At 70.8% G+C, this 13841-nt stretch carries 12 protein-coding genes; all 12 read right to left on the reverse strand.

Annotation, left to right across the window (positions count from 1 at the left end; all coding sequences use genetic code 11):
- Nucleotides 1-3: 3 nt before the first annotated feature.
- Entirely contained in the window at nucleotides 4-810 is an 807-nt protein-coding gene (locus ABD357_RS07940) for an enoyl-CoA hydratase/isomerase family protein (protein WP_344388539.1), read from the reverse strand.
- The gene (locus tag ABD357_RS07945; protein ID WP_344388541.1) at nucleotides 807-1580 is read right to left on the reverse strand and encodes an SDR family NAD(P)-dependent oxidoreductase; all 774 of its coding nucleotides are present in this window, start codon (nucleotides 1578-1580) and stop codon (nucleotides 807-809) included. Before ABD357_RS07945 ends, ABD357_RS07940 begins: the two co-directional genes overlap by 4 nt.
- The gene (locus tag ABD357_RS07950; protein ID WP_344388543.1) at nucleotides 1577-2353 is read right to left on the reverse strand and encodes an SDR family oxidoreductase; all 777 of its coding nucleotides are present in this window, start codon (nucleotides 2351-2353) and stop codon (nucleotides 1577-1579) included. The genes ABD357_RS07945 and ABD357_RS07950 overlap by 4 nt, the downstream gene beginning before the upstream one ends.
- Nucleotides 2350-3606: an acyl-CoA dehydrogenase family protein gene (locus ABD357_RS07955; RefSeq protein ID WP_344388545.1), complete on the reverse strand. Its 1257-nt coding sequence runs from the start codon at nucleotides 3604-3606 to the stop codon at nucleotides 2350-2352. Before ABD357_RS07955 ends, ABD357_RS07950 begins: the two co-directional genes overlap by 4 nt.
- Before the next feature lie 59 nt (nucleotides 3607-3665).
- Entirely contained in the window at nucleotides 3666-4646 is a 981-nt protein-coding gene (locus ABD357_RS07960) for a phosphotransferase family protein (RefSeq protein ID WP_344388547.1), read from the reverse strand.
- Between the two features lie 16 nt (nucleotides 4647-4662).
- A complete protein-coding gene (locus ABD357_RS07965) occupies nucleotides 4663-5883 on the reverse strand; it encodes an acyl-CoA dehydrogenase family protein (RefSeq protein WP_344388549.1) in 1221 nt (406 codons plus the stop codon).
- A gap of 47 nt (nucleotides 5884-5930) precedes the next feature.
- The gene (locus ABD357_RS07970; RefSeq protein ID WP_344388551.1) at nucleotides 5931-7085 is read right to left on the reverse strand and encodes a thiolase family protein; all 1155 of its coding nucleotides are present in this window, start codon (nucleotides 7083-7085) and stop codon (nucleotides 5931-5933) included.
- Complete coding sequence (locus tag ABD357_RS07975; protein WP_425584768.1) at nucleotides 7082-7495, reverse strand: Zn-ribbon domain-containing OB-fold protein; 414 nt, start codon at nucleotides 7493-7495, stop codon at nucleotides 7082-7084. The genes ABD357_RS07970 and ABD357_RS07975 overlap by 4 nt, the downstream gene beginning before the upstream one ends.
- Nucleotides 7480-8268, reverse strand: a complete 789-nt coding sequence (locus ABD357_RS07980) for an enoyl-CoA hydratase/isomerase family protein (RefSeq protein WP_344388553.1) — start codon at nucleotides 8266-8268, stop codon at nucleotides 7480-7482. Before ABD357_RS07980 ends, ABD357_RS07975 begins: the two co-directional genes overlap by 16 nt.
- A 251-nt stretch (nucleotides 8269-8519) precedes the next feature.
- A complete protein-coding gene (locus tag ABD357_RS07985) occupies nucleotides 8520-10049 on the reverse strand; it encodes a GMC family oxidoreductase (RefSeq protein ID WP_344388555.1) in 1530 nt (509 codons plus the stop codon).
- A 133-nt stretch (nucleotides 10050-10182) separates the two neighbouring features.
- On the reverse strand, nucleotides 10183-11640 hold the full coding sequence (locus ABD357_RS07990; RefSeq protein ID WP_344388557.1) for an aldehyde dehydrogenase: 1458 nt from the start codon (nucleotides 11638-11640) through the stop codon (nucleotides 10183-10185).
- Between the two features lie 182 nt (nucleotides 11641-11822).
- Nucleotides 11823-13823 (reverse strand): oxidoreductase, encoded by a 2001-nt coding sequence (locus tag ABD357_RS07995; protein ID WP_344388559.1) that lies wholly within the window; start codon nucleotides 13821-13823, stop codon nucleotides 11823-11825.
- Nucleotides 13824-13841: the final 18 nt, after the last annotated feature.

The following is a 13841-nucleotide window of genomic DNA, read 5'->3' on the forward strand; positions in this document are numbered from 1 at the left end:
GGTTCAGCTGCTGGGCGGGACGCGTGTGAAGTCGGGCGCCCGCTTGCCGAGGAAGGCGGCTACGCCCTCACGGCCCGCGTCGGAGGCGGCCGCGGCGGCGAGCGCACGGGCCTCGCGGTCCAGGTGGGGACCGAGGTCCGCGGTCAACCCGGCGGCGACGAGGCGACGGGTGGCCCCGAAGGCGGCGGTGGGGCCACCGCGCAGGGCCTCTGCCGTGCGCGCTGCTTCGGCGGCCAGTCGGTCGTGGGCGACGACGCGGCTCACCAGTCCCATGTCCGCGGCTTCCGCCGCAGGTATCCGACGGTTCGTCAGCAGCAGGTCCAGAGCTCGCTTGTGGCCGACGAGGCGGGGCAGGAACCAGCTGACTCCGGCGTCCGGTGAGTAACCGATACCGGTGTACGCGGCGGTGAACGAGACGTTGTCGGCGGCGAGGGTCACATCTGCGGCGGCGGCCAGGCCGATGCCCGCGCCCGCGACGGCTCCCTGCACGGCGGCCACCACGGGCGCGTCGCCCGCGGCAAACGTACGCAGGGCGTCGTGCAGCGCGTCGGTCACCGCGGTGAGGTGCTTCTCCAGCGCCTCGCCGGACAGGCGCGAGAAGTCCCTGAGGTCACCGCCGACGCAGAAGGACTTCCCCTCGCCGGTGAGCAGCACGGCCCGTACGGCCTCACGTGCGCAGGCCCGCGCCGCGTCCAGCAGTCCGCGCGCCATGTCCAGGTCGATGGCGTTGCCCGCCTCGCCCCGGCGCAGGGTGACGCGGGCAAGGCCGTCGTCGATCTCGATGCCGACCCTCGTCGTGCCGGCGCTCATCGCGCGGTCCATCCGCCGTCGACGGTCAGCACCTGTCCGGTGCAGTACGAGGAGGCGTCCGAGGCGAGGAACAGCAGCGCGCCGTCGAGTTCATGGCCGTCGCCGCCGCGCCCCAGCAGGGTGTTTCGCTCGACCCAGCGGCTGGAGCGCTCGTCGCCGAAGAGGCCTGCGGTCATCTCGGTGCGGAACCAGCCCGGGGCGAGCGCGTTGACACGTATGCCGCTGTGACCCCACTGTCCGGCCAACTCGCGGGTCAGGCCGATCAGTCCGGCCTTGGACGCCGAGTAACTCGCGCCGCCGAGCGGGGCGGCGGTCACCAGACCGAGGATGGAGGAGACGTTGATGATGCTCCTGCCGCCCGTGTCACCGGGTGCCTCGGCCGTGAGGCGGGCCAGGTGGTAGGGCGCGGTGAGGTTGACGCCGAGGACGTCGGCGAAGGCATCCGGGGATTCGTCCTCGGCGCGGGTCTCGCCGGAGGTGGCCGCGTTGTTGACCAGGATGTCCATGCGGCCGGTGGCGGCCAGCGCGGTCTCGGCCAGCCGCGTACGGTCGGCGGCGAGCGAGACGTCGCAGGCGACGGGGTGGATGCGGGCGTCGGAGTCGGCGAGTTCCTTCAGCGGGTCGATGCGGCGCGCGGCGGCGAACACGGTGGCGCCGGCCTGCGCGAGGACGGCGGCGAAGCGTGCGCCGAGCCCGGCGGAGGCGCCGGTGACGAGGGCCGTCCTGTCCTGAAGCGAGAACAGCTCGGCGGCGGCCGGCGGCGCGCTCACTCGTCCACCCCGATCGGCAGGGCGGTCGCGCCGCCGTCGAGCACCAGAGTCTGACCGGTCATCCAGGAGGAGGCGTCGGAGGCCAGGAACAGCGCCGCGTTCGCCACGTCCTTCACCGTGCCGAGGCGCCGCAGCGGCAGCTTGGCGGTGAGGATCGGCTCGCGTACCTCCCACACCGCTCGCGCCAGTTCGGTCTTGATCAGACCGGGAGCGATGGCGTTCACCCGTGCACGCGGGCCGAGTTCGTAGGCGAGCTGCCGGGTCATGTGCAGCATGGCGGCCTTGGTGGCGTTGTAGTAGCCGATGTGCGGGTCGACGATCAGCCCGCCGACGGAGGCGATGTTGACCACCGCTCCCCCGTGCTCGGCCATCCAGGCCCGCCACGCGCAGCGGGTCCAGGCGATCATGCCGTACTGGTTGACGCGTACGGTCTTCTCCGCGCGCGGCAGGTCCAGGTCGAGGAGATCGCCGTGGTACGGGTTGGTCGCAGCGTTGTTGACGAGGATGTCGACCCGGCCGAAGCGGGACATGGTCTCGTCGACGCAGGCCTGTGCTTGCTCGGGTTCGCCGGCGTTGGCCACCACGGTGTGCACGTCGCCGTCGCCCTTGACGCGGAGCAACTCCTCGCGCGCCTCGGCGAGTCCGGCCGCCTTGCGGGCCGCGATCACCACGTGCGCGCCGGCCGCCCGGTAGACGGTCGCGATGCCGAGGCCGATGCCGCGGGATCCACCGGTGATGACGGCGACCTTGCCGTCGAGGGTGCTGGCGCTCACGCTGCTCCTGCCTTCGTGTCGGTCGTCCGGTGCTCGCTCTTCGGACCGGTCTTGCGGTACTTGGCGAGTTCCTGGCGGGCCACCGTCCGCAGATGCACCTCGTCGGGGCCGTCGGCGATGCGCAGCGCCCGCGTGATGGCGTACAGCCGGGCCAGTACGGTGTCGTCGCTGACGCCTGCCGCGCCGTGGGCCTGCACCGCGCGGTCGACCACCTTGTGGGCGACCTCCAGCGCCGCGACCTTGATCGCGGCGACCTCCATGCGTGCGGCGGCATTGCCGACGGTGTCCATCAGCCAGGCGGACTTGAGGACGAGGAGGCGCAGCTGCTCGATCTCGATGCGGCTGCGGGCGATCCACTCGCGCACCACGCCCTGGTCTGCGAGCGGCCCGCCGAAGGCGGTGCGTTCGGTGGCGCGCTCGCACATCAGCTGGAGGGCGCGTTCGGCGAAGCCCACGGCGCGCATCGCGTAATGCATGCGCCCCGGGCCGAGCCGTCCCTGGGCGAGCGCGAAGCCCTCTCCTTCGCCCCTGAGGATGTTCTCCACCGGCACGGTGACGTTCTCGAAGAGCACGTCACCGTGGCCGAGCCGGTCGGTGTAGCCGAACATCGGCAGGTCGCGCAGGACCGTGACGCCCGGCGTGTCGCGCGGGATGAGCAGCATGCTCTGCTGCCGGTAGGTGGGCGCGTCCGGGTCGGTCTTGCCCATCAGGATGATCAGTTTGCAGTCGGGGTCGAGGATCCCGGAGGTGTACCACTTGCGGCCGTTGACGACGTAGCTGTCACCGTCGCGGGTGATGCGGGTGCGGATGTTGCGGGCGTCGGAGCTGGCGACCTCCGGCTCGGTCATGGCAAAGCAGGAGCGGATCTCCGCGTCCAGCAGGGGTTTCAGCCAGCGCTCCTGCTGTTCTTGAGTGCCGTACAGCGCGAGCAGTTCCATGTTGCCGGTGTCGGGCGCCGAGCAGTTGAACACCTCGGGGCCGATGATAGAGCGCCCCGCCAGCTCGGCGAGCGGCGCGTACTCGAGGTTGGTGAGCCCCGCGCCCCAGTCGCCGTGCGCCATGAAGAGGTTCCACAGACCCTCGGCGCGCGCCTTCTCCTTCAGCTCGGTCATCACGGGCGGCAGCGCGTGCGGGTTGTCCCCTTCGGCGAGCTGCCGGTCGTAGACCGCTTCCGCGGGGAAGACATGCTGCTCCATGAACGACCGCATGCGGTCCTGGAGTTCACTCGCCCGTGGCGAGAATCCGAAATCCACGATTGCTCCTGTCCGGGATTCGTCCGGGATTCGTCCGGGATTCGTGTGGTCGGGCCGGATCAGCCGAGGATGTCGCGTGCCGTGCGGATCATCGCGGCGATGGTGGGCGGCAGTCGCTCCTGGTCCGGGTCGTGGTGCTTGCCCTCGCGGTGCCGGCGCAGGTTGTGGCCCATGATCGCGGCCATCTTCATGCGGCCGAGCGCCCGGAACCAGTCCATCGCGGGCAGCGCGGGCCGGCCGCCGAGGTAGGCGTCCAGCAGTTCGGCCTCGCTGGGCAGACCGGGCACGGCGCGCCCCAGCTGGGGAAAGTTGCGGTGGTCGGCGAAGAGCAGGAACCAGCCGAGGTCGATGCGCGGGTCGCCGACGCTCCAGATCTCCCAGTCGACGACGGCCACCACGCGCTTGCCGTCACACAGCACGTTGCCGAGCCGGAAGTCCCCGTGCAGCAGAACCGGTGGCATGCCGCCGGGCACGTCGGCGGCCAGGCGAGCCAGCAACTCCTCGCCGCCGGGCCGGAGTTCCGGTGGTACGGCGTGCAGGGTACGGCTCCACCGCTCCAACTCACCGGCCACGTCGAGCGGTTCAGGCGCGTCGAGCCCAGGCGTACGGGTGTCGGTGGCGTGCAGCCGCCGCAGGACGGAGGCGATCTCCAGCATGCGGGCGCGGGCCGTGGCGGCGGGCACCTCGGGCTCGTCGAGTACGGGCTCGACGGCCTCGCCGACCGCGAAGTCCATGGCGAACCATGCCGGCTGGGTCTCGTCGACGTCCACGACCCCCGGCACCGGCACCTGCTCCACGGACCCGGCCAGCGCGCCCAGCACGCGCGCCTGGCGCAGCACGTTGTTGCGTCCGACGGGCCGCTGCCCCGGAGGCACTGCCTTGACGACGTACCTGTGAGCCCCGGCCGTGACGGAGTACGTGAGCCCCGAGTGGCCGCCCGGCAGCACCGTCAACTCGCCGATCGGGGCGCCCGGATGGCGGCGGGCGAGCCGGTCGCGGACCCGGACGGACAGCTCGGGCACCTGGGTGGCCGTGCTCATCGGACATGCTCCTTATTCATCGGGCCGGCTCCTTGGGCAGACCGAGGACGCGTTCGGCGAGGATGTTGTGCTGGATCTCGTCGGTGCCGCCCGCGATGCTGTAGCCGGGTGCGCCGAGCAGGTGCTCCGTCCAGGCGTAGGTGCCCCACTCCCCCGTGTCCGCGACGAGGCTGGGCCCCAGCAGTTCGGAGACCAGATCGCTGGTGCGCCGCATGGTCTCGGTGGCGTAGAGCTTGCCGACCGAGGCTTCCGCGCCGGGCTCGCGTCCGGCGACGAGGGCCGCGGTCACCCGCAGCCCGATGAGCCGCTGGACGAGGGTGCGGATGTGGAGGTCGGCGGCCCGCTGCTGTTCGCTGCCGGTGAGCGGACGGGGCAGGTTCCATGCCAGTTCCAGCGCCCGGTCGGCGTTGTCAAGGCCGAGGTTGCCGGAGTCGAGCCGCTCGGCGGCCAGCACACTGAGCGTGACCCGCCAGCCCTCGCCGACCGGCCCGAGCCGGTCGCTGTCGGGCACCACTACACCGTCGAGGTAGACCTCGTTGAAGCTGGTGCCGCCGGTCATCTGCTGGATGGGCCGTACGGTCACGCCCGGCGCGTCCATGCGCACCAGGAAGACGGTGATGCCGGCGTGCTTGCGTACGTCCGGATCGGTGCGGCACACCGCGACACCCCAGGTCGCGACGCGAGCTCCGGAGGTCCACACCTTGTGCCCGGTCAGCACCCACTGATCGCCGTCACGCACCGCCCTGGTCCGCACCGCGGCGAGGTCGGATCCGGCCTCGGTCTCCGAGAACAGCTGACAGGCCAGCTCGTCGGTGCGCAGCATGGGCCGCAGCCAGCGCTCCTTCTGCTCCTCGGTGCCCCAGATGCCGATCGCGGGGGCGACGAGCTGCTGCGTCACCGGGAAGACCTCGGTGCGGTGCGGTACGTCGAAGGCCGCCTCTTCGGTGCGGTAGAGCTGCTCGTAGTACGCGGGCAGTCCACGTCCCCCGTACGCCTTCGGCCAGTTGAGCGCGCCCCACCCCTGGTCGTAGCGGGTGCGTTCCCACTCCTGGATGCGGGCGGTGTGCTCGCGCTCCTGCTCCCCGGTCCAGTTCTCGAACACGGCGACGGAGTCGGAGCCGCTGCCCCATTCCTCGTCGGCGGCGCGGGGCCGGGCGACCGTGGCGAGCCACTGCCGGGCCTGGCTACGGAAGTCCTCGGGCTCCGGGACAACGCCGACGTCCGGAATACCGCTCATCTCTTCTTCCACCTCCGATCGGCGGGACGTTCAACGGTGACGTTCGTTCAGCGGGACAGCACCGTGCATGCGCTCACCCCGGGGGCGCCGTACACGTGGGTGAAGCCGACCCTGGGCTCGCCCGGGACCTGGCGTTCGCCCGCCCGTCCGCGCAGTTGCTGGACGATCTCGTAGACCTGGCGCAGCCCCGAGGCGCCGATGGGTTCGCCGTTGGCGATGCAGCCGCCGTCGGTGTTGACCGGCAGGACCCCGCCGATCTCGGTGGCACCGGAGGCGAGAAGCCGCTCCTGCTCGCCGTCCTCGCAGAACCCGCACTCGGCCATGTGCATGACCTCGGCGCCGCTCTCGGTGTCCTGCAGCTGGCAGACGTCGACGTCACCGGGGCCGATCCCGGCTTCATCGAAGGCGGCGGCCGAGGCATCACGGCTGACGCTGGTCAGCTGACCGCCGGGGATCCAGGGGCTGAAGACTTCGAACGACCCGAAACGCCGGGTGCGTACGACCGCCGAGCGCAAGGCGACCGGCGGGCCGTCCAGGGTGTCCAGGCTGCGCGCGGCCTCGGGCGAGCAGAGCACCAGCGCTGCGGCGCCGGCCCCTGGTGAGCAGAACATGTAGCGGGTCAGCGGATCGCTGACCATGCCGGAGTCGAGGATCTCCTCGGCTGACACCGGCTTGCGCCGCCATGCCTCAGGGGTCAGACCGCCGTTGCGGTACGCCTTTTCGGCGACCAGGGCGAGAGTCTGTGGCGTGATGCCATGGTCGTACATGTAGCGCTGGATCTTCATGCCGAAGAACTGGGTCGTCACCATGAGCCCGTCGCTGCCGTACTCCGCTCCCAGCCCCCAGTCCTCTGGCCGTGGGTCGAAGGCGCCGCGCGGGTGTTTGTCGAAGCCGACCGCGAGGACTACGTCAGCCATACCGGAGCGGATCGCGTTCACGGCGGAGACCAGCGCGCTGCCACCGGTGGCGCAGCCGTTCTTGACGTTGATGAACGGCACTCCGGTCAGGCCGAGTTGGGCCACCAGCGTGTCGGCGAGGCCGGCACTGTCACTGCCACCGAACCCGGCCCGCACCTGCGACCACTCGATCCCGGCGTCCGCCAGCGCGGCGTTCACCGCGGCGACGGCCAGCTCCCGACCGCTCGCCTCCGACCGGCCGAACGGGGTACGCCCGGCGCCGCAGACCAGGACGTCGGTATTCATGAGCCCTCCTCGCCGGGGGTCGTGGGCCTGGCCCGCGGCACCCCGTGGCCCGCGGTCACGGTGAGGGGCATACCGATGCGAACGTCGTCGAGGTCGTCGACCTCGAGTACGGCAGCCACCCGCACGCCTTCCACCAGATCGACGTAACCGAGCGCGAACGGCACGAAGCCGCCGGGCGGGGCCTGATAGGGCGGCGACTTGGGTGCGTACCGCTGCACCGTCCAGGTCCACAGCGTGCCCGTGCCGTGGAGGACCGCCGGATCGGCCGGTCCCCCGCAGCGGGGGCACGCGTCGTCCGCGGGGTAGACCGTCACCGCGCAGCCGTCGCCGGAGCAGCGTGAGCCCTGGAGCCCGGCGGAGTCGGTCGGGCTCCGCGGATCCGTGGCCATCCGGGTCAGCGCCCCTGCCACTTGGGTTCGCGCTTCTCCAGGAACGCCGAGACACCTTCGTTCGCGTCCTCGGAGTTGAGCGCCACGCCCACGGCGAGGTGCTCCATGACCATCAACGACTGGGTGTCGGCGTCCAGGCTGCGGTCGATCGTCATCTTCGTGAGCCACATCGTGAAGGGGCTCTTGTCGGTGAGGTCCCCGATGAAGTCCTCGACCGTCGCGTCCAGTTCGTCGGCCGGGGCGGACTTGTTGATGAGCCCGAACTCGGCGGCCTCGATGCCGGAGAGGAGCTTGCCGGTGAGCATCAGCTCCTTCGTCTTGCGGATGCCGATCATGCGCGGCACCCGGTAGATGGGGCCCGCCCCGCCGAACAGCGCACGGCGGATGTGGAAGTCGCCGATCTTGGCGTCGTCCGCGGAGATGGCGAAATCGCAGGAGATCATGATCTCGAAGCCGCCGGCGGTGACGTGGCCCTCCAGGACCGCGACCGAGGGGGTCTTCATCGAGTAGAGCCGGTCGCATATCTTCGCGGACTTCACGGCGACGTCGATCGCGTTCGACTTGCCGACGTAGTCCGCCTTCAGGCTGTCGAGGTCGAAGCCCGAGCAGAAGGTGCCGCCGCGGCCACGAACCACCAGTACCCGCAGCTCGGGGTCCTCGTCCACCTCGGTGATGATCTCGTCGAGCCGGTCGAGGATCGGCACGGTGACGCAGTTCTTCTTCCACGGGCGGTTGAGCCACACACGGGCGACGTGGCCGTCGCGCTCGAACTGGATCTCGTCTTCCACTGCCATCTCAGCCTCCCAATTGAACTGAATTCACTACGAGTCTGCGAGGATGAAGGTGCGCTGTCAACCCTTTGATCGAGCCAGGTTCCAAAGGTGAGGCCAGACTGGACACAAACCCAAAGACTTCTGCCAGTTGATCGAACCGAACCTGATTCAAACCGACGGGCGGGGCCTCCCATGCCGGTGAGTCGGCCGCCGGACATCCGGCGGTCGGCTCACTCATACGGTGCGGTCGTACGGCGTGGGCATGTCGGCGGTCAGTCGCCTCGGCGCAGTTCGTCCGCACAGCGCTCGGCCATCATCATCACGGTGGTGTTGGTCGGCACCGCCGGAATGTCCGGCATGATCGAAGCGTCGACGACGTACAACCCGTCGAGGCCGTGTACCTTGCCGCTCTCGTCGACCACCGCGGCCGGGGTTCCCGCACCGCCCATCGCACAGGTGCCCACGGCGTGGCAGTAGGTGTTCTTGCCCTGCAGAACGGCCCGGGTCAGGTCGGCGTCCGTGGTCGCCTCGGGTCCGGGCCACTGCTCCGCCCGTACGTACTTCTCCAGTGGGCCCGAGCCGATGATCTGCCGGACCTGGCGGATACCGGCCACCATGCGCCGCACGTCGTCGGGGTGGTCCAGCAGGCCCAGCCGGATCCGCGGGGCGGCCTCAGGATCGCGTGAGGAGATCTCCACCCTGCCGAGCGAGTACGGACGGACCAGGCCGAGCGGCACCAGCATCACTCCTGGTTCCATGGTGAAGGGCAGCGCGTGCAGGTCGACTTCGCCTCCACTGCCGGCACCTGCCGAGGAAAAGGCCAGCACGGTCTGCAGCGGTGGGAGGAGTTCGCCGACAGCCTCCTCGTCCACGGCATAGGTGAGGTACACCATCGGGTGGTCGCGCAGATTCCTGCCCACGCCCTCGAGGGCCTGGATCACGGGGATGGACAGCTCTTCGAGCAGCCGCCGCGGTCCGATGCCGGAACGCATCAGGACCGCCGGGCTGCCGACGGCTCCGGCGGAGAGGACGACCAGGTCGGCTTCGAGGCGGGTGCCGTCGCCGAGGACCACCGCGCGGGCCCTGCCGTCGTCGGTGAACTCCACGCGGTCGACGGTCTGTTCGCCCAGTACCGTCAGGTTGGCGCGGTCACGGGCCGGGCCGAGGTAGGCGAGGGCCGAGCTCTGGCGGATGCCGTCCTTGCGGTTGAAGGGGACCGGGCCCGCGCCACGCCGGTCGGCACCGTTCATGTCCTGCCGGACGGGGTGCCCCGCCTGCGCACAGGCCTCCAGGAACGCGGACATGACCGGGCGCAGCCCGTCCCCTTCGGTGAAGCGCTCGATGTGTACGGGGCCTCCCGTGCCGTGCAGTTCCCCGCCGACCGGATCGTCCTCCAGCTTCTTCAGATACGGCAGGACCCGGTCCCAGGACCAGCGGTCGTTGCCCAGTCCGGTCCAGCGGGCGAAGTCCTCGGGCGTGGGCCGGAGAGCGTTGGCACCGTTGACGGACGAGGAGCCTCCGATGACCTTGCCGCGGAGGACAGGCACGACGCCCTGCTCGACGATTCCGAACATCGGGATGCTGTCGGCATCGACGACTTGGTCGGCCGACTCGTAGGCCCAGTCGTGGGTGGTGAACCCGAACTGGTTGGCGTCGAGCAGCTCAGGGGCGGTCTCCTCCGGGGTGCGGTAGTCGGGGCCCGCCTCGACGAGCGTGACGGTGTTCGCGGGTTCCTCGCTCAGCCGGGCGGCGAGGACCCCGCCGGCGGAACCTCCGCCGCACACCACTATGCGACGCGCCATGGTTACCTCTTCTCTTCTTTGAGACGAAGGACTTGAGCTCACGGAAGCTCACGGAGATGAAAGAGCTGAAAGAGATCTCCAGAGATGTGGGATATGCGGGAGGTGAAGAAATCGCAGGCGGGAGGCGGGCGTTTCAGCCGCTCAGGGGCGCCCCCGACAGGGCGATCGACTTGGGCTCGAGAAAGTCGTCGAGGCCTTCGGGGCCGTTCTCGCGTCCGATGCCCGACTTCTTGCTGCCGCCGAAGGGGGCGTTGATGTCGAGGGTGTAGCTGTTGATGCTGAAGGTTCCGGTGCGCACACGGCGGGCGATCCGGAGGGCGGCTTCCTCGTCCTGGGTCCAGACGGTTCCGGAGAGCCCGTACGGGGAGTCGTTGGCGAGCTCGACCGCGTGGTCGGGGCCGTCGTGCGGGATGGCGACGACGACGGGGCCGAAGATCTCCTCCTGGGCGATCCGCATGTCGTTGGTGACGTCGGTGAAGAGAGTGGGTTCGACGTACCAGCCGGTGGTCAGGCCCGCGGGGCGGCCACCGCCGCAGGCGATGGTGGCGCCTTCCTTTCTGCCGAGGGCGATGTACTCCTCAACACGTGCCCGGTGCGCCTCGGTGATCAGCGGTCCGATCACGGTCGCGGGGTCGGCCGGGTCGCCGATGGGAAGGGCGCTCATGTAGCGGGCCAGGGCCTCGGTGAACTCGGCGTACCGGGAGCGCGGCAGCAGGATGCGGGTCTGGGCGGTGCAGATCTCGCCCTGCAGGAAGGCGGCGCCGCAGCCCACGAGGGCCGGGACGACGGCGTCGATGTCGGCGTCCTCCAGCACGATGGCCGCGGATTTCCCGCCCAGTTCCAGCGTCACACGGCGGATGTCGCGACCGCAGGCCTCGGCTATCCGGGCGCCGACGGCGGTGCTTCCCGTGAAGCTGACCTTGTCCACACCCGGGTGGGCGACCACGTATTCGCTCTCCGCGGCATCGGCGGCGAACAGGCTGATGACGCCCTCGGGAACGGCCGACTCGGCGACGACCTCGGCGAACACATGGCAGGCCAGCGGGTCCTGCACCGGCACCTTGACGATGACCGTGCAGCCGGCCATGAGAGCGGCGGCGATCTTCTGGGTGGTCAGCGGGAGCGGACCGTTCCAGGCGGGGATGGCCACGACGACGCCGACGGGTTCACGGACGACCAGGGTGCGGGTCGGTCCGTCGACCCGCTCCTCCTCGAAGGCAAATCCCTCGGCCAGGGTGGCGTAGAAACGGAAGTAGTTGGAGGGTGCGACGGCGAAGTAGCCCTCGGCGAAGCCGCGCGGGCTGCCGGTCTCGGCGATGGCCAGACCGCCCAGTTCGGCCGCGCGCGTGTCGAGGCGGTCGGCGAGGTCGCGCAGGGCCGCGGCGCGCTGGTGCACGGTCCACGTCGGCCAGGGGCCGGTGTCGAACGCCTGCCGGGCCGCGGCGACGGCGTCGTCGATGTCCGCCGTGGAGGCCAGGGGGACGTGGCCGATGACCTCCTCGGTGCTGGGCGAGACGACCTGCGCGAAGCGGTCGGTGGAGGGGGCGGTGAGCCGCCCTCCGATGAGGATGCGGTCGTAGTCGTGTGCCATGCGGTGACTGCCTCTCTGCGGAAACGTGAAACGCGGAAACACTGCGGTGGAAACGTTCTGGGGGAAGAGATGTGCTCGGCGCCGGCCGGTCGCGCAGTGGGGCACAGGGCATCGCTCCGAGCGCACGCGGTCAGAAGTGCCGGCATCGGCGCGGTACGCGGCCGTTGCCCGCGCGCGGATCGTCACAGGCCCTGCGCGGCCCGCGCGGCGACGGCCTCCGCGGCCGCGCGTCCCTCCGCGACGGCGTGCGCGATGCGGCGCGGCACGACACAGTCGCCGACCGCGCGGACGGTCTGGTGGGCGGCCGGGGTGAAGTCGGGGCGGCGCGGGCGGCGTTCACCGACGGTGACCAGGACGTCGGCGGCGAGGTGCGTCTGCTGACCGTCCAGCACATGGCGCAGGCGCACGCCGTCGGCTGTCGTCGAGGTCACTGTGCTCATCGCGAAGACGCGCAAAGGCGCACCGGTGAGCCGGTTCATCAGCTGGGTGCGGTTCTCCGGCGACAGGCCCGTCGCGAAACCGGTGCCGGGGGTGATGACGGTGACCTCCCGTGCGCCGGCCGCCAGCGCGCTCTCCACCGCGCTGATGCCCTGCCACCAGCCGAAACCGTCATCGAGGACGGCGACCCCGGGTGCTTCCGGTACGACGTCCGCGTACCGGCGCAGGAATTCCGTACTGGTGAGCGTCCGAAGCTCGCCCGGCACGAGGACGGGCACTTCCTCCGTGCCGGTGGCGAGCACGATCTGGGTGTACGCCGCCATGTCGTCCGCCCCCGGGAAGGTGCCCAGCAGCACTCGCACGCCGAGAGCGGCAAGCTGCTCGCGCTGGTAGACGACCAACTTCTGCCAGCCGGAGCGATGCGGGGCGAGGGAGGCGAGGCGCGCCTGACCGCCGGCTTCCCGGGCCGTGTCGAAGACGGTCACCTCGGCGCCGGATCGGGCGAGTGCCATCGCGCACTCCATGCCGGCGGGGCCCGCTCCCAAGACTGCGACAGGTCCGCCGCGGGAGTCCGGCAAGGTGGGCGCCAGGGTGCGCGGCAACGGTTCGGCCGGCCGGGTGAGCAGCAGCGGGGCGGCCGGGCGGCCGGCGGCTCCCGGTGGGCCGAGATCGGGGTTCACCGAGCACGACCCGGTGGGCTCGAAGGTCCGGCAGCCCTCGTTGCAACCCGTGCAGGGGCGTACGGATCGCTCGTCGCCCGCGATCACCTTGCGGGCTAAGTCGGGGTCGGCGATGAACGGCCGGGCCATGCCGACCAGATCGGCTCCCGAATCCAGCGCACGCTCAATGTCCGTGACCGACCGGAAACCCTGGCTGACCAGGAGCGGCAGTGCGACGGCCGAGCGGAGCCGGGCCACGGACTCCAGCAGCGGCGGGCGGGTGGTGGCCATGCCGGGGACGTAGGTGTTGCGGACGCCGGTGGTGATGTTGACGTACGCGAAGGGCGCGGCGGCGCACAGGCGCGGCAGCAGCTCGAGCAGGTCGTCCAGGCCGAGTCCGGAGCCCGCGCCGGGCTCCACCGACACCCGTACGCCGATGGGGAGTTCGCCGATCTCGGTGCGGATGGCGTCGATCACCTGGGCGGACAGGGCGATGCGGTCGCCGTACTCGTCGTCGCGGGTGTTGTTGGCCCGGGAGAGGAACTGGGCGAGCAGATAGCCGTGACCGGCGTGCAGTTCCACGCCGTGAAATCCGGCTTGCACACTGTTCGCCGCCGAGATCCGGAAGGCGTCGACGACGCGGCGTACTTCCTCGGTGCTCAGCGGATGCGGCGCGGTCGCCTCGCGGGGCGAGCGGACGGCCGCGGCGGAGACCGGCGCGTAATAGGTGCCGGCGCCCAGTGTCTCCCGGCCGAGGTGGACGAGCTGTGCGACGGCCACGGCACCCCCGTCGGTAATGGCCTCGGCGCGGCGGCGTACGGCGTCCTTGATCTCGGGGCGCCATGCTTCGGTCAGATAACGCTGCGGCAGCGTCGACTCGGGGGCCACAGCGGTGCCTCCGGTGATCACCATGCCGGCGCCGCCCTGGGCCAGGCGCCGCCAGTAGGCCGCATCGGTCTCGGTGGGAGCCCCGTCGGTGACGGCGGCGGTGGCGTGGGCGGTGGCGACGAGGCGGTTGCGGAGGGTGAGTCCGCCGAGTGTGAAGGGTGTGGCGAGGGCGAGTGGGGGGCGTGGGGTTGGCGTCATACGGCTCTCTTCGCTGTC

The sequence above is a fragment of the Streptomyces vastus genome, assembly GCF_039532825.1.
Taxonomy (GTDB): Bacteria; Actinomycetota; Actinomycetes; order Streptomycetales; family Streptomycetaceae; genus Streptomyces; species Streptomyces vastus.